Origin of the sequence: Sandarakinorhabdus sp. AAP62 (genome assembly GCF_000331225.1) — a bacterium.
Classification (GTDB): domain Bacteria; phylum Pseudomonadota; class Alphaproteobacteria; order Sphingomonadales; family Sphingomonadaceae; genus Sandarakinorhabdus.
The window spans coordinates 1-20,470 of record NZ_ANFY01000009.1 but is presented as its reverse complement, the minus strand read 5'-3'; the positions used below and the strand labels follow the sequence as shown (position 1 = coordinate 20,470).

Here is a 20,470-nt window from a genome sequence, read left to right as displayed (position 1 = left end):
CTTCAATTGGTCGGCTGCGCGAACAGCGTCGCTGGGGCGTCCGCGTTGGCGGTGCCCCTGGCAACGATGATGCGCTGGCGCTGGCTTGATCCTTGCGGGCCGGATTCGATCGACATCGGGAACATCACGCCGCCCACGGCTTCATAATCGCCCAGTTCGCTTTCGCTCACCTGCACGGCGCCGCGGATGCGACGGGTTTCGATGATCTTCACTTCCAGCATGGAATCAGGGTCGATCAGATAGACGAATTCATCGCCATCCGGCTGCGCCACCTTCAGCTTGTAGCAATTGGTGCCGTCGAAATCCTCGCGGCCCAGATAGGTGGTGCTGCTGCCATCGCTGGCGGCAGACAGCAGGACGCCGGCGATGCTGGCGCTGTCGGCCAGGCTGCGGGCTTCGTCGTCGCTCATCTTCTCGGCGTCCTTGCGGCCCTGGAACGGGTTGATGCGCCAGGCACCGCCCTTGCCGTCATAGGCCTGTACCAGCGCGAGGCCCTGCAGCGCCGCTTCGAACCGCGTCGCACCGCCGGAGCGCACTTCGTTGTAGGTCAGCTCGAAACCGCCGGGGAAGATCAGCTTGCCTTCGAGGCGCACCGATTTCAGCGCCGCCAGCGCCGCACTGCCGCCGCGCGCGGCCAGGTTCCTGGCCACCAGATCAGCGGCGGTGGGTTCGGCAGCGGGCTGAGCCGCAGCGTGTGGATGAACGGTGCCGGCCAACAACAGTGCCGCCAGCGCGCAAGATGCGAGTCGCATGGTCTTCCCCTTCGGAACAGGTGACGATGCGGCTTCGCTGCCGCAGCCCAGGTGTGTTGTCAAACCAATACTCTTGTGCGTTGCCGCAATTGCGGGCAATTCCAGAGCCATGGCTCATGATGACGTGCTCCGCTGGCTGGCTGTCCATGCCCCTGATGTGCCGATGATCATCCCTGGCGCGTCGACCGCGACGGTTGCCGAAGCCGCCGCCGCGCTGGGTGTGGAACCGGCGCGGATCGCGAAAACGTTGGCGATGCGGGTGAATGGCGAAGTGTTGCTGCTGGTGACGCGCGGCGATGCCCGGCTGGACAACCGTAAGGCGCGGGAATCGCTGGGTGGCAAGCCGCGCATGCTGGATGCCGGGGAAACGCTGGCGGTGACTGGCCATGCCGTTGGCGGCGTCTGCCCGTTCGGGCTGGCCACCGATGTGCCAGTGTGGGTGGATGTGTCGCTGAAGGCCTTTCCCACCGTTTTCCCGGCTGGTGGTGACCGCCTTTCCTCCGTTGAGATTGCGCCGGAGCGGCTTGCGAGCCTTGTCGCTTGCGGCTGGGTCGACGCCTGCACCTTGCCAATGATAACGAACTATTAATTTAACATTCATATTTTTTGCTTGCGGTTGGCCGTAATTGTGACACGCTTCACTGTGCCGTTCACGCGGCAGGTTTGTTGTGCAATTGGGGGTAGTCAAATGAAGCCGATGTTCCTGCTCGCCGCATGCGGCGTTCTCCTGTCGTCCGCTGCGCCGGCGCTGGCGACTGATCCCGCTTTCGGCGATCCAACGCAAACGAAGAGCGCGCGTCTCACCGAACGGTTGCCGCGTGTTACCGTCGATCCGGGCCAGCCCGGCGGCACCCCGCTGCTCACCACTGTGGGCCAGGATTTCTTCGGCCCGTCGCCAACCGTGTTCGGCAACCAGCCTCACCCCGATTCGCGCATCATCAGCTCGTTCGCGGCCCTTGGCGATTATGACACGCGCCTGCTTGGCCGCGCGCTGGTTCCGCCCGATACGATGGGCGCGGTTGGCACCACGCAGTTCGTTCAGCTCATCAACGGCGGTTTCGCGGTCTTCTCAAAGAGCACCGGCAACCTGCTTGGCGCCTCAACAGACAATGGCTTCTGGAACCAGTTGGGCCAGGGCGCCACCGGCGGTGACCCGCGCATCCTGTTTGACCATAGCACTGATCGCTGGATCGCCATCGGCTTCGGCGCCCAATTGCGCGATATCAACATAGCGGTATCCACCACCGCCGATGCGCTTGGCGAGTGGAAGGCCACAAGGTTCGAGGGCCTGGCGCCGCTGTGCACCGGCTGTGCGACCATCGCCGACTATCCGACCCTGGCGATGGACAACAACGCCATCTACATCGGCACCAACAATTTCGCTGCGGCCACGCCGGGTGGATCGACGCTGTATCGCGGCACGTCGCTGTTCGTGCTGAACAAGGCGGGGCTGTTCGATGCCGGTGGTCCAACCGTTTCGGGAACGACCTTCAATACGCCATTCGTCAACGGCAGCCAGAACAATGACACCACGCGCGGCTTTGCCATTCAGGGGGTCAACTCCCATGAAAGCGATGGCACCGGCCATGTCGTGGCAGCTTCGGCCTTCATCAATGGCACCCTGGCCTATGACATCCTGAATGCGGGATCGACAACGGCCACCCAGTCGGTGGCAACGCTGCTGACCACCGGCTATGACAGCAACGCTCCGGGCCGCCAGCCGGGCCGTGTGCCGATTGGCAGCCCGGTGCCGCTGCGCAACATCGATGTGCTGGATGACCGCATTTCCGGCAACGCCTGGGAGCTGAACGGCAAGACCTACTTCGTTCACACCGTCACGCCCGAAGGCACGGACTTTACCCGCGTGCAGCTGGTCGTCTCCGATTCGACCACCAAGGCGATCATCCAGGTGATCGACATTGGCGATGGTGCCTATGATTTCTATCAGGGCGCAATTGCTGTGTCGGATCAGCGCGCCGTCATCGCCTACAACCGGTCGGGCTTTGATCCGCTGACCGGCAAGATCGGCATCTATGCCAATACCTACCGGATCCTCAGCGATGGCCGGATCGTGCAGCTTGGCGATCCGATCCTGGTCAAGGAAAGCCTGACCGCGGGCTATCTGAACGGTGCGCCGGAATTGAGCGGCACGCCGGCCGGGCGTCAGCGTTGGGGCGATTATGCTGCCGTCACGCTCGATCCGGTCAATTCCAGCCGCTTCTGGCTGATCGGCCAGTTCGCCGATCAGGCCTATGAAGTCTCGCGGCCCGGCTATCCGGCAGCCTCCGGCTTCTCGCGCTGGGGCCAGTGGGTTGCCCAGGTTGCCGTGAACGGCGTGCCTGAACCGGGGACATGGGCGACGATGCTGGCCGGCTTCGGCATGATCGGCGCAATTGCTCGCCGTCGGCGCCGGGAGGGAGCAAACGGTTTCGCCTGACGCCTGGCGAAATTGGTATCGCGGGGGCGCGAGCTTGCTGGCGCGCGCCCTTTTCGCGTTTCAGGAGACATCATGTCTTACCGCATGCCCATCGCCATTTCCGCGCCTTGCATCGGGCTGCTGCTGATGGCCGCCTCCGCGCCCGATGGCACCTGGAGTGGCGGCCGCTATCTGTTGCGCTTTTCCGCCAGCGGGGTGACGCTGGAAACCGACTGTGCCAGCGCGAACTTTGCCCCGGTCGTTGCCGGCAAGGATGGTCACTTCCGGATCGAAGGGCGCTACAGCGCCCATACCCCAGGCCCGCAATCGGCGATGGAAGAGGGCCCGGCCGGCGAGCCTGCGACACTGTCGGGCCGTATGCAGGGCGGTCAGCTCGATCTGGTCCTGAACGTCAAGGGCATGGCCCCGCAGCGTCTCGTGCTGGATCAGGGCAACAAGGTGAAGATGATCCGTTGCTATTGAAGGGCGGGGCTGGCGATATAGGGCCGCACCAGCGCCGCCACGTCCACGCGCGCCTTCAGGCGGGCGGCCAACAGATACATGCCGGCGATCTTGCGCTGGATGAACAGGATGTCGGGCGGGGGCGCGATGAAATGTTCGCGCAGGCCCACCAATATCTGTGACTGGTCCTTCAAGTTGCTGGCCAGGCCACCGGCACCGAAATCGAAAGGTCCGGCCATGCGCAGCGGCGCAAAGCCGTCGCGGGCCATGGCGAGGATGGTCTCGCGCATCATGGCGGGCGCATTCGGCGGCAATATGCCGATCCCCGCCATGGCGTCGAGCAGGGCCGCATCATCGCCCGCCAATCCGGATGCCAGCAGCGCGCGATAGCCGTCGCTGATGGCATCCGGCACCACGCGCGCCGCGCCGAAATCGAGCAGCACCAGCCGGCCGCTGTTGAGATCATAGCGGTAATTGGCGAAATTGGGATCGGTCTGCATCACTCGCCAGTCGAACAGTTCAGCCATCAGGATGCGCAGCATCAGCGTCATCAGCCGGTCGCGCTCGGCCTGGGGCAGGGCTGCGGCCTTGTCGATGGCGACACCTTTCACATGGCTCATGGCCAATATGGTCGGCCGCGACAGGTCCGCCGCGAGCTCCGGCACCGTTACCTCCGGCCAATCGGCGGCGAGTGCGCCGTAGCGCGCCAGCATTTCGCCTTCGCGCGCATAGTCAGCCTCTTCGTGCAACTGGCGCTTCGCTTCGGCCAGCAGCGGATCGACGGCAAAACCGGCCGGCAGCAGGCCGGATAGCTTCACCAGCGTCGCCACATTGTCGACATCGGCATCGATGCTGCCGGCCACGCCGGGATATTGCACCTTGATGGCCAGGTCGCGGCCATCCAGCGCCACCGCCCGGTGGACCTGGCCAATCGAGGCCGCCGCCATCGGTGCCATGTCAAACCGTTGGAACTGGCCGCGCCACGCCGCCCCCCAGCCGGTGACCAGCACCTGTTCCAGCTGCTTTTCCGGCATCGGATCCGCTTCGGACCGCAGCCGGGCAAGGATGTCGGCCAGCTCGCGCGGCAGCACCTCGCCGCCATCCATGGAGATCAACTGCCCCAGCTTCATGGCCGCGCCGCGCAGCCGGGCCAGCTCATCGGCCAGACGCCTGGCATTGGCGGGATTGAGCAACAGGCTGGGCAGATCGGGTTTCTGCCCCTTCAGCACTTCGCGCGCGCCGCCGCCCAGCACATTGCCGGCAATGCCGCCGGCCAGCCGGCCAAAACCGGCAAGGCGCGACAGGCGGGAAGAGGGGACGGTGCGGGGGCGCTGCATGCGGCGTCAATGCCTTGGCCGGCGCACAGATGCCAGTGTGGGGCTTTGACGCTGGCAGAGGGCTTCAGGCCGCCAGTTCGAACGCCTGTTCCAGCACGTCCAGCTCGTCGGCCATCATTCCGGCCAGGCGTTGCACATCGGGCAGGATGTTGGCGCCGGCAATCAGGCCGAATTCCAGCTGATCGCGGTAGCTTTGCACCGTGATGTTCAGCGCCATGCCGTGGGTGACGATCGACACCGGATAAAGGTGCAGCAGCTCCGCCCCGGCGCCGTAAAGCGACATGCGCGGCCCCGGCACGTTCGAAATGCACACGTTTGTGGCCGGTGGCAGCACATCCGACAGGCCGGAGCGCGAATAGAGCAGTGCCAGCACCTGCGCCGCCATCGGCAGGCCCAGCGTGGAGGCATTGCTCATCAGCGGCACGAAATCCTTGAACGGGCTGACCATCGCCTTGGACTTGCTGCTCTCGCCAATGATGGTGGCCAGTCGCTGCTTTGGATCGGCGATATCAGTGGCGATCGGGCACAGCATGGCAAACACCTGGTTGTTGGCGTTGGCATTGCCTTCCTCACGCAGGGAAATCGGCACCCCGGCGGTGAGCGGCCGCGGCGGCAGGCTGTTGGTTTCCAGCAGGTAGCGACGCAGCATCCCGGCCGAAATCGCCAGCACGGCATCGTTGATGGAGCCGCCGGCGGCCTTGCCCACCGCCTTCACCCGGCTCAAGGGCAGGGTTATGGTGGCAAAGGCGCGTTCGGAGCTGATCGACTTGTTGAGCGGCGTCTTGGGTGACACCAGATTGCGCAGCTCGGCCAGTTTCGACACATCGGCCAGCTGCGGCAGGCTCTTGGCAGCGGCTCCGGCCATGGCGGGCAGGGCGGCAGCGAACTTCACGCCCATTTCAACCTGGCCGGCAATATGGTCCATCAACATGGAGCCGACATCGGTCTTGCCCGATCGCGGCAGGCTGAAACCGCCGGCGGCATCGGGTTTGAACGGCGCCTGCCAGAAGCGGAGATAGGATTCCATCGCGCTGCTGGCGGTTTCGACAAGGCCCGCCGGGGCCGCCGGCCTGGCGGCTTCCTCGGGTTTGGCGACGGCTTCGCGCACCCGCGGTTCCGGATTGGGTACCACGTCATAGATGATCTTGGTCAGCGCCATGCCGGCACCGCCATCAATCAGCGCATGGTGGATCTTCACATACAGGCCAACCTGGTTGCCCGGCATGTTTTCGAACAGGTAGAATTCCCACAGCGGCCGGGCGCGGTTGAGCAATTTGGCATGCATCCAGCCAACGATCCGGCGCAGCGAATCCATATCGGCCGGCGCCGCCAGGCTGCCGCGGAAGATGTGACGGTTGATGTCGAACTGTTCGTCTTCCACCCAGCTGGGATGATCGAAATCCAGCACGGTGCGGGACAGCTTGAGCTTCAGCATCGGCGCGTCGGCGAGGCGGTCGATGATCTGGGCCTTGAAGTCTTCGAAGAAATCACCCGAATAGCCTTCGGGCAGCTGAAACATCGACAGCGAGCCGACATGCATCGGCATTTCCGGCGTTTCGAAATAGAGGAAGGCCGCATCCATCGATGACAGCTTGACGGCTTCGGCCATATGATCCCCCCGCTACCTGTTGTTCAGGCGTTTCTCCCGCTTGGCAGACTGCTGGTTTGCGCCTCTCAAAGTCAAGAGGCCCGGATCAGGCGTAGGCGAAGCCGAACGGCCCCTTGCGATTGAACGGTGTGAACTGGCCTTCTGGCTGGGCCAGACGGTCGGCCATCGCCCACAGCGCCGCCGGGTTGCCGCCGATGCCGAGATGACTGGCCAGGTGCACTTCGATATTTTCCGCATTTGCGGCCGGTGGCGCGATGCAGGTGCGCCAGTTCACGACGCCATCGAGCTTGGTATAGATGGAACTGTTGGGCACCGGCAGATCGCCGGCGAGCCGCTGCAGATCATTGGGATCGGGTTCGCCTTCGCCCGACATGAATTCATACAGTCGTTTGGCGTTGGTGGCGTTGATGTCGCCGGCAAAGGGGCTGCCCAGGGTGACAACGCCGCGCACGGCTTCGGGATGGGTGAGCGCCAGATAGCGCGAGAAGACGCCGCCCAGGCTCCAGCCGACCAGCGACACCTTGCGCCCGGTTTCGGCATGGATATCGAGCAGCTGGCGGCTGAGCACGTCGCGCATCTTGTAGAAGCGGCCAAGATTGCGGCCATTGCCCCAGGCGCGGGCGTCATAGCCCAGATCGATCAGATATTTGCGCAGGAAGCCAGTGGAACGATCGCTGGCCATGAAGCCGGGCAACGCCAACACCGGGTGGCCATCGCCGCGCGGCGCGGTCATCATCATCGGACGCAGCGCCATGCCGGCGGCAAACTCCATCAGTCCGCGCCCTTCCGACAGGGTGAGCAACAGGCTGGGTGGCTTCATCGGTGTGGACTCGGTAGCGGCGGCGTTCATCGCGGCTTTGGTCATGGGCGTGCCTCGCATGGCAGCGGAAAGGATCACTACCCTGCACCTGAGCGCCTGCGAGCGCAAGTGACCGCCCCGAAACGCAAAACGGCAGACTTTCGCCTGCCGCCAATGCTCGCTGATGGATGGTGACCCCTACGGGACTCGAACCCGTGTTTTCGCCGTGAAAGGGCGACGTCCTAGACCGCTAGACGAAGGGGCCAGCAGCGAGAGGCCGCCTGTTATTGGGCCAAGGCTGCGGCGTCAACAGACAATTTCAAAAACCTGCCTCAATCGGTGAATGCAGCGTCATCCAGTTCCAGTTCGACCGCGTTGCCGCCGGTCCATTCGTCGCGCTTCACGCGGCCAGCCACGTGCACCGGCCGGCCGCGTGCACCCATCAGCGCCGCGCCATATTCGGTGTCGCCCTGGCGCCAGGCCATTGCCTTGATACGGCCGCCATCGGGGCCCGTCAGCTGCAGCCGCAAATGATTTTCGCCGACGATGCGGGAATCGACGATCTGGAAGGGCCCGGCGGCGATGCGCGGGGCGGGCCAGCCCTGGCCATAGGGGCCGCCGGCTTCCAGTACGTCCACCAGCCCGGCATTCAGCCCGCGCGGGGCGACGGCGCTGTCGATGGAGAGGGCGCGATCGGCGGTCGCCTCACTCACCGCTGCCGCCAGCCGGTCGTTGAGAAATTCATCCAGCGCAGCGATGCCGTCGGCTGCCACGGTGAGGCCCGCCGCCATGGCATGGCCACCGCCCGCCACCAGCAGGCCCATGTCCTTGGCGGCCAGCACCGCCGCACCCAGATCGACGCCGGTGATGCTGCGCCCCGAACCCTTGGCGATGCCGTCCTCGCCAATGGCAATCACGATGGCCGGGCGGTTCATCTTCTCCTTCAGGCGGGAAGCGACGATGCCGATCACGCCGGGGTGCCAACCTTCACCGGCCACGATGGTGCAGCCGGGAGACGGCAGCGCCGTGCCCAGCGCCGCATCAGTCACCGCCTGTTCGATGGCGCGGCGTTCCTGGTTCAGCCGGTCAAGTTCGGCGGCAATCTGCGCCGCTTCGCCGGCATCATGGGTGGTGAGCAGCCGCACGCCCAGATCAGCCTGGCCCACGCGCCCGCCAGCGTTGACGCGCGGACCCAGCGCAAAGCCGAGATCGCGCGACTGCGGTGCCCGGCTCAGTCGCGCCGCATCGCACAGCGCGGCAATGCCGATGTTGGCGCGTCGGCCCATCACCTTCAGCCCCTGCGTGACAAAGGCGCGATTGAGCCCCCGCAAGGCCGCCACATCGGCCACCGTGCCCAGCGCCACCAGATCGATCAGCTCCATCAGATTGGGTTCGTCGCGATTGGCAAACGCCCCACGCGCCCGCAGCAGCCGATTGAGCGCCACGCAGAGCAGGAAAGCCACGCCCACCGCCGCCAGATGGCCATGCGCGGCGGCGTCGGGCGCTTCATCCAGCCGATTGGGATTCACCAGCGCGATGGCCGGGGGCAGGGCGGTGCCGGCCTTGTGGTGATCGACCACGATCACATCCAGCCCCGCTGCCTGTGCCGCTTCCAGCGCGGCAAAGCCCTGCGTGCCGCAATCGACCGTCACCACCAGATCAGCGCCGGCCTGTTTCAGCGCCACCAGCGCCTCGGCGGACGGGCCATAGCCTTCCAGCAGCCGGTCCGGGATATAATGGCCAACCTTGCCGCCGACGTTGCGCAAGTAGCGGATCATCACCGCGGCCGAGGTCGCGCCATCCACGTCATAATCGCCATAGATGATGATATGTTCGCCCGCCTTCACGGCGTCGGCGATGCGTTCCGCCGCGCGCTCCATGTCGGCAAAGATCGCCGGATCGGGCAGCCAGTCGCGCAGGGTGGGCGCGGCCAGCCGGCCAAAATCCGCCGCATCGGCGCCGCGGGCGCGGAACAACTGGTGCAGGAGTTCATTGTCGGCGCGGCCAGTCAGCGCGCCGTCACCGGGCGCAATGCCGCCCCGCCAGGCCCAGCGTTGGCCGGTAAGGGAAGCGGTGACGTTGAAGACGGGGCGTTGGTCCATTCCACATCAATGCGGGTGGACGCGGATTCGAACAAGGCTGGTTTGTTGAGCATGGAACAATCCGCTCATGCCGAGCTTGTCGAGGCACGGGCGGCAATCGCTGCGTGCCTCGACAAGCTCGGCATGAGTGGGTTCAGTCTTCAGACAAAGGCGAACCGCACTTACGGATGCCGCGCGGCGCGATGCTCGCCGCTCACCCGGCGCACCGTGCCGGTCGATGCGCGCATCACCACGCTTTCGGTGGTGATGATGCCATCCTTGCGACGCTTGACGCCCTTCAGCATCGAACCATCGGTCACGCCGGTCGCCGCAAAGATGCAATCGCCCTTGGCCATGTCGGTGAGGCTGTAGATGCGATCGAGATCGGTGATGCCCCAGCGGCGGGCGCGGCCGCGCTCATCATCGTTGCGGAACAGCAGGCGGCCCTGCATCTGCCCGCCCACGCAGCGCATGGCAGCGGCGGCCAGCACGCCCTCAGGTGCGCCGCCCGACCCCATGTAGAGATCGATGCCGGTATCGGGATTGGTGGTGGCGATCACGCCGGCCACATCGCCATCGGGGATCAGCATGATGCCGCAGCCCAGTGACCGCAGTTCGGCGATCAGGGCTTCGTGGCGGGGGCGATCCAGTACGCAGATGATGATGTCACCGGGAGCCACGCCCTTTGCGGCAGCGACGGCCTTCACATTTTCGGTCGGGCTTTTGGCCAGATCGATGACGCCTTCGGGATAACCGGGGCCGACCGCGATCTTGTCCATGTACACGTCGGGCGCATTGAGCAGCCCGCCTTCTTCGGCAATCGCCAGCACGGCCAGCGCGTTGGGGCCGGCCTTGGCGGTGATGGTGGTGCCTTCCAGCGGATCCAGCGCGATATCGATGCGCGGGCCGGTGCCGATGGCCTTGCCGACCTTTTCGCCGATGAACAGCATCGGCGCTTCGTCGCGCTCGCCTTCGCCGATCACCACGGTGCCATCGAAATCCAGCATGTTGAGCGCGCCGCGCATGGCTTCCACGGCGGCGGCATCGGCGGCCTTTTCATCGCCGCGCCCGATCAGCTTGGACGCGCCAATCGCGGCATATTCGGTGACGCGCACCATTTCGAGCACGAGCACACGATCAAGCGCCGTCGAGGGCTGCACTGGGCTGGAAGCCATATCTGTTTTTCCCACCGTCGAATCAAACCTGCCACGCTTTACGCCCGGCAGGCGAAAGGCGGAAGGCTGCAAAAATCGAGCCCGACACGGACGCGTCAGAAATCGAGGATATGCATCATCACCGGCTGCCCGGTGACCGCCGGCGAGGCTGCCATGCGGGCCAGGCTGTCGATCACATCGGCTTCGCGGGCCTCATGGGTGACCATCACCACCATGGCATCGCTGCCGGTGGTGCCGCGCTGCACAAGGCTTTCGATGGATACGCCGCTATCGCGCAGCGCTGCCGTCAGTTCGGCCAGCACGCCGGCCCGATCCGCCACGGAGAGCCTGAGATAATAGCGTCCGCGCCGGTCCGCCGCCGGCGCGCGGGGCAGCGCAGCCAGATCAGCCACCGGCATCACGAACGGCGGCCGCACGTCGCCGCGCGCGATATCGACCAGATCGGCCACCACGGCGCTGGCCGTGGGCCCTTCACCGGCGCCGCGTCCCTGGAAGAACAGCCGGCCGACGAAATCGCCTTCCACCACCACGGCATTCAAACTGCCCATGGTGGTGGCAATCGGGTGATCGATCGGCACCAGCGCCGGGTGGACGCGCTGGAACAACTGGCCATCTTCCGCTTCGGCCAGGCCGACGAGCTTGATGCGGAAACCCAGCGCAGCCGCCTGCGCGATATCGGCGCTGGCGATGGCGCGGATGCCGTGCGCGGCAACACCGGCGAAATCGATGCGCGCACCGAAGGCCAGTGCGGCAAGGATCGAGAGTTTGTGGGCCGTGTCGATACCGTCAATGTCGAAGCTCGGGTCTGCCTCGGCAAAGCCCAGTGCCTGCGCGTCGGCGAGCACGGTGCCGAAATCCAGCCCTTCGGCTTCCATGCGCGACAGGATATAGTTGCAGGTGCCGTTCATCAGGCCATAGACGCGGGTGATACGGTTGGCGGCCGCACCTTCGGCCAGCCCCTTGATCACCGGGATGCCGCCAGCCACGGCCGCTTCATATTTCAGCGGCAGGCCGGCTTTTTCGGCGCTTTGCGCCAGTTCCAGGCCGTGGTGCGCCAGCATCGCCTTGTTGGCGGTCACCAGCGGCTTGCTGGCGGCCAGCGTGCGGCGGGCCAGCGTGAGCGCCGGGCCGTCGCTGCCACCGATCAGCTCCACCACCACATCGACATCATCGCGGGTGGCAAGTTCGGCGGCATCATCCACCCAGGCGATACCATCGAGGCTGATGCCGCGATCCCGGCTGCGATCGCGCGCGCAGACAGCCGTGACCACGATTGGCCGCCCGGCGCGTTTCGCCACCAGTTCCGCATTGGCGCTGAGGATCTTCACGACCCCGGCGCCCACATTGCCCAGGCCGGCAAGGCCAATCCGCAAACTCTTCACCATGGTTCAGGCACCCGCGTTGGCAGCAGGCGTGTTGACGCCCATCGATTGGAGATATTTGCGGATATTGCGCGCGGCCTGGCGCAGGCGCTGCTCGTTCTCGACCATGGCGATGCGCACGAAACCTTCACCATCCTCGCCATAGCCCACCCCCGGCGCCACGGCGACACCGGCTTCGGTGAGCAACTGCTTGGAGAATTCGAGGCTGCCGAGATGTGCCAGTGCTGGTGGCAGCGGGGCCCAGGCGAACATGGAGGCGCGCGGCGGCGGAATCTCCCAGCCGGCGCGGCCAAAGCTTTCCACCAGCACGTCGCGGCGGCGGTGATAGAGCTCGCGGTTCTGCGCGACGATATCCTGCGGGCCATTCAGCGCGGCCACGGCGGCAGCCTGAATCGGCGTGAAGGCGCCGTAATCAAGATAGGATTTCACCCGGGTCAGCGCCGAAATCAGCGTCTTGTTGCCCACGGCGAAACCGATGCGCCAGCCGGCCATCGAATAGGTCTTGCTCATCGAGGTGAACTCGATCGCCACGTCCTTGGCGCCCGGCACCTGCAGGATCGACGGCGTGGGCTGGCCATCGAAATAGATTTCCGAATAGGCCAGATCCGAAAGCACCCAGATATTGTGCTTCTTTGCGAAGGCCACGACGCGCTCATAGAAAGCCAGATCGGCGACTTCGGCGGTGGGGTTGCTGGGATAGCCCATCACCAGCACGCTCGGGCGCGGCACCGTGAATCGCACCGCCCGCTCCAGCGCCTCGAAATAACGCTCGTCCGGCGTCGTCGGCACGGAACGGATGGTGGCGCCAGCAATGATGAAGCCGAAGGTGTGGATGGGATAGGACGGGTTGGGCGCCAGCACCACGTCACCCGGCGCGGTGATCGCCTGGGCGAGGTTGGCGAGGCCTTCCTTCGACCCCAGCGTGACGACGACTTCGGACTCGGGGTCCAGATCAACGCCAAAGCGGCGATCATAATAGGCGGCCTGGGCGCGGCGCAGGCCGGGAATGCCCTTCGACGCCGAATAGCCATGGGCATCCGGCTTGGCGGCCACTTCGGCCAGCTTGGCGATCACATGCGGCGGCGGCGGCAGATCGGGATTGCCCATGCCCAGATCGATGATGTCGTCGCCGCGCGCCCGTGCTGCGGCCCGCATCGCGTTCACTTCCGCGATCACGTAGGGCGGCAAACGTTTGATGCGGTAAAAATCGTCCTGCATGGTCAGTTCCGTTGGGCTGAAGGCGTTGCCTTAGGCAACAGTGGGTCAAAAGAAAAGCGGCGGGGGAACCTATTTGTTCCGCCGCCGCTGGTGGGAAAGACTGATTGTTGCGTGCAGTCTCTCAGGGCGGCGGCGTTGCGGCCAGTGCTGCAATCAATGCAGCAGCGGCGGCGGCTGCGGATGCAGCGCCGGCGGCGGCAATGATGATGGCCTGGTTGATCACCCGAAACGTCCCTTGGTGCCGGCCCCCAGCGGGCCGACATCTATTTCGATAGCGCATCAGGCCGGGCTTGGCAAAGCAGGCCAACACGGGGCACAGTGAGACCTGCAGGAGATCACCCAGATGCCCGTCACGCCCGACACGTCCGACACCAAGGATCTTGGCTTCAGCCAAGCCCAGGCGCAGGAGAATTTCCGGAAAGTCACCGATCTGATGGGCAAGGGCCAGCAGATGATGATGGAATTCTGGACCAGGGAACATACGGCGCCGCCGATGGTCACCGATCCGATGGGCTTCATGTCGACCTGGCAGAAGGCGTGGACGGCCATGTTGTCCGATCCGGCCAAACTGTTGGAGATGCAGCAGAAATACATGACAGATGCCATGGCGCTGTGGCAGAGCTTCCTGTCGCCCGATGCTGAAAAGCCGGCCATCAGGGACAAGCGGTTCGCCAATGCCGCCTGGGCCGAAAGTCCGGCGTTCGATTTCCTGCGCCAATCCTATCTGCTCACCGCCAGCCATTTCATGGAAGCCGCGCACAGCCTTGATGGGCTGGAGCCGGCCGAAAAAGCCAAGGCGCAGTTCATCATCAAGCAGTTTGTCGACGCGATGAGCCCGTCGAATTTCGCCCTCACCAATCCCGAAGTGCTGAAGGCGACGGCGGAAACCGGCGGTGCCAATCTCCTGAAAGGCCTCGAACATCTGCTCGGCGATCTGCAGACCGGCCGCATGAAGATGACCGACGAAAACGCCTTTGAAGTCGGCCGCAACGTCGCCATCACGCCGGGCAAGGTGGTGTTTCAGAACCGGCTGCTGCAGCTCATCCAATATACGCCGACCACGCAGACGGTGTACGAGATACCGTTGGTGATCTTCCCGCCGTGGATCAACAAATTCTACATTCTCGATCTCACCGCCGAAAAAAGCTTCATCCGCTGGGCGGTGGAGCAGGGCATCACCGTTTTCGTCGCCAGCTGGAAGAACGCCGATGCCAGCATCGCCGATGCCACGGTGGATACCTATGTGGAGGAAGGCATTTTCGCCGCCGTGAATGCCGTGCGCGAGATCTGCAACACGCCCAGCACCCACGCCATCGGCTATTGCGTGGCCGGCACGACTCTGGCCGCCGCCATGGCCGTGCTGGAAAGCCGGGGTGACGCCGCCAACATCGCCACCGCCACCTTCTTCACCGCCCAGGTCGATTTCGAGGAAGCCGGCGAGCTGAAATTCTTCGTCGATGATCCCAGTGTCGAAACGCTGGACAAGGTGACGGAAGACAAGCCGGTGCTCGATGGTCGCTTCATGGCCACCACCTTCAACCTGCTGCGCTCCAACGATCTGATCTGGAACTATGTGGTGAACAACTACATGCTGGGGAAGGATTATTTCCCCTTCGATCTGCTCTATTGGAACAGCGACGCCACCAATGTGCCGGCCCGCTGGCACCAGCAATATATCCGCGACATGTATCGCGAGAATCTGCTGGTCAAACCCGGCGGCATGAATGTCTGCGGCGTGCCGATCGATCTCAAGACGGTGAAGACGCCGATCTATATCCAGGGCGGCAAGGAAGATCATATCGCCCCGGCGCGATCGGCCTTCAAGCTGACCAAGGCCTTCAGCAACGAAGCCCGCTTCGTGCTGGCCGGCAGTGGGCATATTGCCGGCGTGGTCAACCCGCCGTCGGCGAAGAAATATCAACATTGGACCGGCGATTCCTCGGCTGCCAACCTTGATGAATTCATCGCCGGCGCCACCGAGCACAAGGGCAGCTGGTGGCCGGATTGGCTCGCGTGGCTCACGCCGCGTTCCGGCCCGCAGGTAAAGCCGCGCGTGCCGGGCGAGGGGCCCTACAAGGCCATCGAGGACGCGCCCGGCGCCTATGTGAAGGAGCGCATCTGATGGACGATTTCACGACCGCGATGCGCCGCATCATCACCGGCGACGATGCCGACGGCCGTTCGGTGATCATCATCGATGGCCCGCCATCCTCCAGCGCCGGCGCCGTTGATGTCGGCGGCCTGTTCGAAATCTGGGAAGACGCCGCCAGCGGGCCGCTCGATCCCAAGCTGCACGACGATCTGGGCACGGCCACCCCCGTGCTGGGACCGCGTGCGGGCAATGTGCAGGTGCGCTGGTTCGTTGTCACGCCGCAACCCGAAGGCGTACCCAAGGAAGCGCTGGATGCCGCCACCCGCGCCGCCTTTGCCACCGTGCACGGCGATCATCACATCGTCGATCAAAGCCGCCATTCGGCCATGCACGAAACCCACTCGCTGGATATCATCTGCCTGCTCAGCGGTGACGTCTCGCTCATCCTTGAAGGCAGCGAAACCCGCGTCAAACCCGGCCAGGTGGTGATCCAGCGCGGCACCAACCACGCCTGGGTGGCCCATGGCGGCCCGGCGATGCTGCTGGCCGTGCTGATTGACCGGCCGCTGGTGCGTTGAATCCGTGAATTCCATCGGTCAGCCCCTGTTGGGCGTCGTCATCGTTGCGTTCCATTCGGCCGACGTGATCGGGGCCTGCATCCGCAGCCTGCTGGCCAGTGTCGGGCAGGAATTGCGCATCGTCGTCGTCGATAATGCCAGCCCGGATGACAGCACCGCCGTGGTGGCTCGCGAAGCGCAGTCGGCCGGCGTGGCCTTGTCTGAAATGGACGCCGATCGGCCCTACGATGGCCCGCCGCTCGATCTGGCGCCGATCACCATCATCCGCGCCCCGCACAATCTCGGCTATGCCGGCGGCTGCAACCTCGGCCTGGCGCTGCTGCGCGCACAACCGGCGGTGGGGCTGTTCTGGGTGCTCAATCCCGATTGCGAAGTCCTGCCCGATACTGCCGCCGCCTTCGGACGCGCCGCAGCCTTGCCCGGCGCCTTCGGCCTGATGGGCGGGCGGATCCGCTATCAGCACCCACCCAACCTGCTGCAAAGCGACGGCGGCCGCATCCGGCGCTGGACCGGCGTGGCCGAGAATGTCAACAAGGGGCTGCTGCCCGAAGCCGCCACGCTGCCCGATCCGGCCAGCCTCGATTTCATCTCCGGCGCCGCCATGGTCGCCTCCCGCGCCTTCATCGACCAGGTTGGCCTGATGGCGGATGATTATTTCCTCTACTATGAGGAAATTGACTGGGCCGCCCGCCGCGGCACGCTGCCCTTCCGCCTGTGCAGCGATGCCATCATCTATCACCACACCGGCACCAGCATCGGCAGCGGCTCCCCCACACAGCGGGCCAGCGCCTTCTCCCACTATTTCAACTACCGCAACCGCCTGCGCTTCATGCTGCGCTTCCGGCCCCTGGCCGTGCCAGCCACCTGGGCTTGGTCCATGGCCGCCATCGCCAAACTGGCCCTGCGCGGCGAAGCGGCCGAAGCCATGGCCGCCCTGCGCGGCCTGAACCAACTGCCACCCCCATCCGCCGTCCGCGCGCGCCTGTCACCGGCAGCGGCGTTGATGGCCTTCGGGCGGTAAGAAACCCCGGCAATGAGGCCGTCTGGTCGTCCATGAGGCAGTGGATTTGAAGGCGTAAGAGTGCCTCCGTGCGGAGGCCCCCTTACTTAACCTCCCGAACCGACCGGTTGTAATATTCCTCCTTTGCCACCACGCGCCCTGACGCGTCCCGTTTGAACGTCACTTCGTGCATCTCGCTGCCGTCCTTGGCGATGCGGCGGAAGCGATCCTGGGCGATGGGTTTGAGATAGGAGAGATGTTCTGCGGCCTTTGGATCGGGCAGGTCGAGGGTGACGAGGCCGCCGTTCCAGGGAAGGATGATTGTCTCGTTGTTCCAGGTGTTGTTGGTGTAGCGGCCGGCATAGTCTTCGAGGCGAGCGGTGACGGGGGCGGGGCCTTTCCATGCATGCGCGCGGCGGGCGTCGAGCAGCTTGTGGACGGTTGTGGTGTCGTCCCAGGTTTCGTGATTGTCGGTGGTCATCACGGCGACGGCGGTTTCGCTGTCGGGCCGGATCAGCATGGCGGTGTGGTAGCCGGGGCAGCTGCCATCGTGGCCGATATAATGGCCTTCGTCGGCGTCTTCGTTAAAGAAACCAAGGCCCCAGCTGCCGTAATTCACCTTGTCGATGAACTGGATGCGATGCATTTCGCGCAGCGTGCTGGGTTTGAGCACATCCGGTTTTGCGGGTGCGGTTTCCTGCGCCAGCAGGCCGATCTGCCACAGGCCAAAGCGCACCAGATCTTCCGCGGTGCTGGTGAAGCCAGCGGCGGGCGTGATGGCTTTCGCATCGAAGCGGCTGAGCAGCGTACGGTTGCCGGCGCGATCGAGCGGGCTCCAGCCCACGGCCATGCGGGTGCCGAGCAGCTGATAGGGGTGATCGGGGCGTGTGTCGTTCAGGCCGAGCGGGGCGATGATGCCGCTGGTGACCAGGCTGTTGTAATCCCGGCCCGATACGGCCACCGCCGCCTCGCCGGCCAGGGTGACGCCGATATTGCTGTATTGGTAGGTGCGACCGACCGGGTAGAGCGGTTCGTGCTGGCTGATTTCGGCCTGCAGATGGTCGCGGGTGGGGAAGAGATAATTGGGGCCGGTCCAGTTGCCGACGTCGCTGTCGCGCTGGACACCGGCCGAATGGGTGAGCAGGGCGCGCAGGGTGACGGGGATGGAATCGCGGCCGTCGGGCTTGGGCGCGGCCCAGGGCAGATAGGTGGTGACCGGTTCATCCAGCCGCAGCTTGCCCGCCTCCCACTGCTGCATCACGGCGACCGCGGTGAACAGTTTGGAGATTGAGCAGATGGAGTAGATGGTGTCGCCCTTGGCCGGCACTATTTTCGCCGCATCGACGGTGCCATAGCCTTTCGACCACAGCAGGCGCCCATGGTGCCCGATCGCCACCGAATAGGCCGGCCAGCGGCCATAGACCTGGCCGGCATCGGCCCAGGCGTCGATCAGGCGGATGGCTTCCTGGGTGGCGGTATCGGTGGGTGGGGTGATGGACTGCGCGCTGGCGGTGGTCGCCAGCAGGGCCAGGGTGGCAGCGAGACGTTTCATTCGGCGGCCTCCAGCATGGGGGTGACGCTGTGCGCCTTGGCGAAGACCATTTCCTCGGTCAACGAGCCATCGAGCAGGATCTTGCGGTCATAATGATAGCTGGGGACGACCAGCCAGGGTGCGCGGTTGCCCGAGCGGGGCAGGGCATCGGCGGCTCGTTGGACATATCCGGAGGAGAGATCCATCGCGAGCCGTTCCGGCACCACGTCGGGCGCCGCAGTGGGGGTGGCGATGTCCACGCCCGTGGCGCGCATGTGATTGAGCAGGCGGCAGACATAATCGGCGATCAGGTCGGCGCGCAGGGTCCAGCTGGCGTTGATGTAACCGAAGGTCCACGCCAGATTGGGGATGCCGGAGAACATCAGCCCCTTGTAGGCGATGCAATCGGCGATGCGGCGGGGTTGGCCGCCGACCGTGAGCTGCATGCCGCCAAGGGCTTGCAGCTTCAGGCCGGTGGCCGTGACGATGATATCGGCTTCGAGCAGCTTGCCGGATTTGAGGCGGATGCCGCCGGCCTCGAACTTCTCGATATGATCGGTGACGATTTCGGCCTTGCCGGCGGTGATGGCCGTGAACAGATCACCATCCGGCACAAGGCACAGGCGCTGATCCCACGGATTGTAGCGCGGGGTGAGGTGGGTTTCGAGGTCGTAGCCGGCGGGAAGTTGCCGGGCGAGGCGCTTCAGCAGTGCTTCGCGCACCCTGGCCGGGCGTTCGCGCGTCTGCTTGTAGAACCACTGGTTGAAGCTGACATTCTTCCAGCGGATGAGGCGATAGGCCAGCCTTGCCGGCAGGATCGCCTTGAGGGCATTGGCGATGCGGTCTGAACTGGCGCCCGACGCCATCCACGTGGGCGAGCGTTGCAGCATTGTCACATGCGCCGCTGTTTGGGCCATGACGGGCACCAGCGTGACGGCCGTGGCGCCGGAGCCGATGACGACGACCCGCTTGCCGCTGTAATCGAGATGCTCCGGCCAGAATTGCGGGTGGATGATGGTGCCCTTGAAGTCGGCCTCGCCATCCCATGTCGGCCGATAGGCTTCGGCATAATTGTAATAGCCGCTGCACATGTGGAGGAAACGGCAGGTGAGGGGGCCGTGATTGGTCGTGACCGTCCAGCGCGCAGTGGCGCTGTCCCACGCTGCGGCGGTGACCTTGTGGCCAAAGCGGATGTGACGAGTGAGGTCATGCTCGGCGGCGGTTTCGTGGATATAGTCGCGAATGGAGGGGCCGTCGGCGATGGCCTTGGGCGAGGTCCACGGTTTGAAGTCGTAACCCAGCGTGTACATGTCGCTGTCGGACCGGATGCCGGGATAGCGGAACAGATCCCAGGTGCCGCCCACGGCCTCGCGACTTTCAAGAATGGCGAAGGTCTCGTTTGGGCAATTGCGCTGCAGATGCACGGCGGCGCCAATGCCTGACAGGCCGGCACCAATGATCAACACGTCGAACTCGGTGGAACTCACAGCCTGCATCTCCCTTTACGCGAACGTAAAGCGAGGCGTTGGCAGCGGCAATGGGGCAAAACAGCATGGGCCGGACACGAGACGCCAGTTGCCGGCAGCGGCCGGCACCCGCCGCTCGGCTGCGTTGCTTGTTTGCCGCTGTTTCAGCGGCGTTGTCTGATCACCGCCGTTTCAGCGGCGCTGTCTGATCACCGCCGTTTCAGCGGCGGGGCGCACCCGGCAGCGGCGGCAGCTGGCGCGGACGATCCTTGCGCGGCATCTGGGCCTGATAGGCAACCAGGCAATGATCATTGCAATAGGGGAAGCCGGCGTTGGACGGGCGGCCGCAGAAATGGAAATCCGCGTCCCCGGGATGGCCGATCGGCCATTTGCACACCTTGTCGTTGAGATCGAGCAGGGTGGTGAAGGCCTGCTTGCCGCCCTTGCAGGCCTTGGCCACGGGGCGCGGTGCCGGGGCTTCCACCGGCATCGGAGCTGGAGCGCTGGCCGCCACCGGCGCCGGCGGCGGCGCGGGCGGCGCGGCAACCGGGGCTGGTGCCGGGGCCGGCGCT

General features: G+C 65.0%; 17 protein-coding genes and 1 tRNA gene. 6 read left to right on the top strand and 12 right to left on the bottom strand.

Going from position 1 to position 20,470, the window contains the following annotated elements:
* Window positions 1–2: 2 nt before the first annotated feature.
* Window positions 3–752 carry a hypothetical protein gene (locus tag D619_RS0109670; protein ID WP_152417401.1) on the bottom strand — a complete coding sequence of 250 codons (750 nt, stop codon included), beginning with the start codon at window positions 750–752 and terminating at the stop codon, window positions 3–5.
* A gap of 109 nt (window positions 753–861) precedes the next feature.
* Here D619_RS0109670 and D619_RS0109665 point away from each other — a divergent pair, with 109 nt between their 5' ends.
* The 3 genes from D619_RS0109665 (at window position 862) to D619_RS0109655 (ending at window position 3,651) form a co-directional block, all read left to right on the top strand.
* Window positions 862–1,341, top strand: a complete 480-nt coding sequence (locus D619_RS0109665; RefSeq protein ID WP_017668383.1) for a YbaK/EbsC family protein — start codon at window positions 862–864, stop codon at window positions 1,339–1,341.
* Between the two features lie 99 nt (window positions 1,342–1,440).
* Entirely contained in the window at window positions 1,441–3,189 is a 1,749-nt protein-coding gene (locus D619_RS18320; RefSeq protein ID WP_017668382.1) for a PEPxxWA-CTERM sorting domain-containing protein, read from the top strand.
* 72 nt (window positions 3,190–3,261) lie between these two features.
* A complete protein-coding gene (locus tag D619_RS0109655) occupies window positions 3,262–3,651 on the top strand; it encodes a hypothetical protein (protein WP_152417400.1) in 390 nt (129 codons plus the stop codon).
* Here D619_RS0109655 and D619_RS0109650 read toward each other — a convergent pair.
* The 8 genes from D619_RS0109650 to D619_RS0109615 all read right to left on the bottom strand — a co-directional run bounded on the left by D619_RS0109650 (window position 3,645) and on the right by D619_RS0109615 (window position 13,231).
* The gene (locus D619_RS0109650) at window positions 3,645–4,967 is read right to left on the bottom strand and encodes an AarF/ABC1/UbiB kinase family protein (protein WP_017668380.1); all 1,323 of its coding nucleotides are present in this window, start codon (window positions 4,965–4,967) and stop codon (window positions 3,645–3,647) included. The two genes, D619_RS0109655 and D619_RS0109650, sit on opposite strands and share 7 nt — an antisense overlap.
* Before the next feature lie 64 nt (window positions 4,968–5,031).
* The gene (locus D619_RS0109645) at window positions 5,032–6,576 is read right to left on the bottom strand and encodes a wax ester/triacylglycerol synthase family O-acyltransferase (protein ID WP_017668379.1); all 1,545 of its coding nucleotides are present in this window, start codon (window positions 6,574–6,576) and stop codon (window positions 5,032–5,034) included.
* A gap of 85 nt (window positions 6,577–6,661) precedes the next feature.
* Window positions 6,662–7,441 (bottom strand): alpha/beta fold hydrolase, encoded by a 780-nt coding sequence (locus tag D619_RS0109640; RefSeq protein WP_017668378.1) that lies wholly within the window; start codon window positions 7,439–7,441, stop codon window positions 6,662–6,664.
* Window positions 7,442–7,564: 123 nt separating this feature from the next.
* A tRNA-Glu gene (locus tag D619_RS0109635) sits at window positions 7,565–7,640 on the bottom strand.
* Window positions 7,641–7,707: 67 nt separating this feature from the next.
* Window positions 7,708–9,477, bottom strand: coding sequence for a single-stranded-DNA-specific exonuclease RecJ (recJ, locus tag D619_RS0109630; protein WP_017668377.1), 1,770 nt, complete (start codon window positions 9,475–9,477; stop codon window positions 7,708–7,710).
* A 161-nt stretch (window positions 9,478–9,638) separates the two neighbouring features.
* Window positions 9,639–10,631, bottom strand: a complete 993-nt coding sequence (glpX, locus tag D619_RS0109625) for a class II fructose-bisphosphatase (RefSeq protein WP_017668376.1) — start codon at window positions 10,629–10,631, stop codon at window positions 9,639–9,641.
* Window positions 10,632–10,726: 95 nt separating this feature from the next.
* On the bottom strand, window positions 10,727–12,016 hold the full coding sequence (locus D619_RS0109620; protein WP_017668375.1) for a homoserine dehydrogenase: 1,290 nt from the start codon (window positions 12,014–12,016) through the stop codon (window positions 10,727–10,729).
* A 3-nt stretch (window positions 12,017–12,019) separates the two neighbouring features.
* On the bottom strand, window positions 12,020–13,231 hold the full coding sequence (locus tag D619_RS0109615; protein ID WP_017668374.1) for an LL-diaminopimelate aminotransferase: 1,212 nt from the start codon (window positions 13,229–13,231) through the stop codon (window positions 12,020–12,022).
* A 343-nt stretch (window positions 13,232–13,574) separates the two neighbouring features.
* Between D619_RS0109615 and phaC the strand changes: the two genes are divergently transcribed.
* From phaC to D619_RS0109595, 3 genes are read left to right on the top strand one after another with little or no spacing between them, the layout of a single operon-like run.
* Window positions 13,575–15,353, top strand: coding sequence for a class I poly(R)-hydroxyalkanoic acid synthase (gene phaC, locus D619_RS0109605; protein ID WP_017668372.1), 1,779 nt, complete (start codon window positions 13,575–13,577; stop codon window positions 15,351–15,353).
* Complete coding sequence (locus tag D619_RS0109600; RefSeq protein WP_017668371.1) at window positions 15,353–15,901, top strand: hypothetical protein; 549 nt, start codon at window positions 15,353–15,355, stop codon at window positions 15,899–15,901. Before phaC ends, D619_RS0109600 begins: the two co-directional genes overlap by 1 nt.
* Window positions 15,902–15,905: 4 nt before the next feature.
* Window positions 15,906–16,922, top strand: coding sequence for a glycosyltransferase (locus D619_RS0109595; RefSeq protein ID WP_152417399.1), 1,017 nt, complete (start codon window positions 15,906–15,908; stop codon window positions 16,920–16,922).
* Between the two features lie 82 nt (window positions 16,923–17,004).
* Here the strand turns inward: D619_RS0109595 and D619_RS0109590 are convergent, their stop codons facing one another.
* From D619_RS0109590 to D619_RS0109580, 3 genes are all read right to left on the bottom strand, one after another.
* Window positions 17,005–18,453 (bottom strand): serine hydrolase domain-containing protein, encoded by a 1,449-nt coding sequence (locus tag D619_RS0109590; RefSeq protein ID WP_017668369.1) that lies wholly within the window; start codon window positions 18,451–18,453, stop codon window positions 17,005–17,007.
* Window positions 18,450–19,928, bottom strand: a complete 1,479-nt coding sequence (locus tag D619_RS0109585) for an NAD(P)-binding domain-containing protein (protein ID WP_017668368.1) — start codon at window positions 19,926–19,928, stop codon at window positions 18,450–18,452. The genes D619_RS0109590 and D619_RS0109585 overlap by 4 nt, the downstream gene beginning before the upstream one ends.
* Window positions 19,929–20,118: 190 nt before the next feature.
* The coding region (locus D619_RS0109580; protein WP_017668367.1) for a GcrA family cell cycle regulator at window positions 20,119–20,470 on the bottom strand (352 nt) is incomplete at its 5' end.

Coding starts and splice junctions, on each gene's coding strand:
- D619_RS0109655 (WP_152417400.1), top strand. CDS start 3,262: ATGTCTTACCGCATGCCCATCGCCATTTCCGCGCCTTGCATCGGGCTG.
- D619_RS0109590 (WP_017668369.1), bottom strand. CDS start 18,453: ATGAAACGTCTCGCTGCCACCCTGGCCCTGCTGGCGACCACCGCCAGC.
- D619_RS18320 (WP_017668382.1), top strand. CDS start 1,441: ATGAAGCCGATGTTCCTGCTCGCCGCATGCGGCGTTCTCCTGTCGTCC.
- D619_RS0109645 (WP_017668379.1), bottom strand. CDS start 6,576: ATGGCCGAAGCCGTCAAGCTGTCATCGATGGATGCGGCCTTCCTCTAT.
- D619_RS0109640 (WP_017668378.1), bottom strand. CDS start 7,441: ATGACCAAAGCCGCGATGAACGCCGCCGCTACCGAGTCCACACCGATG.
- D619_RS0109585 (WP_017668368.1), bottom strand. CDS start 19,928: ATGCAGGCTGTGAGTTCCACCGAGTTCGACGTGTTGATCATTGGTGCC.
- D619_RS0109600 (WP_017668371.1), top strand. CDS start 15,353: ATGGACGATTTCACGACCGCGATGCGCCGCATCATCACCGGCGACGAT.
- D619_RS0109620 (WP_017668375.1), bottom strand. CDS start 12,016: ATGGTGAAGAGTTTGCGGATTGGCCTTGCCGGCCTGGGCAATGTGGGC.
- D619_RS0109670 (WP_152417401.1), bottom strand. CDS start 752: ATGCGACTCGCATCTTGCGCGCTGGCGGCACTGTTGTTGGCCGGCACC.
- D619_RS0109615 (WP_017668374.1), bottom strand. CDS start 13,231: ATGCAGGACGATTTTTACCGCATCAAACGTTTGCCGCCCTACGTGATC.
- D619_RS0109650 (WP_017668380.1), bottom strand. CDS start 4,967: ATGCAGCGCCCCCGCACCGTCCCCTCTTCCCGCCTGTCGCGCCTTGCC.
- D619_RS0109665 (WP_017668383.1), top strand. CDS start 862: ATGGCTCATGATGACGTGCTCCGCTGGCTGGCTGTCCATGCCCCTGAT.
- glpX (WP_017668376.1), bottom strand. CDS start 10,631: ATGGCTTCCAGCCCAGTGCAGCCCTCGACGGCGCTTGATCGTGTGCTC.
- phaC (WP_017668372.1), top strand. CDS start 13,575: ATGCCCGTCACGCCCGACACGTCCGACACCAAGGATCTTGGCTTCAGC.
- recJ (WP_017668377.1), bottom strand. CDS start 9,477: ATGGACCAACGCCCCGTCTTCAACGTCACCGCTTCCCTTACCGGCCAA.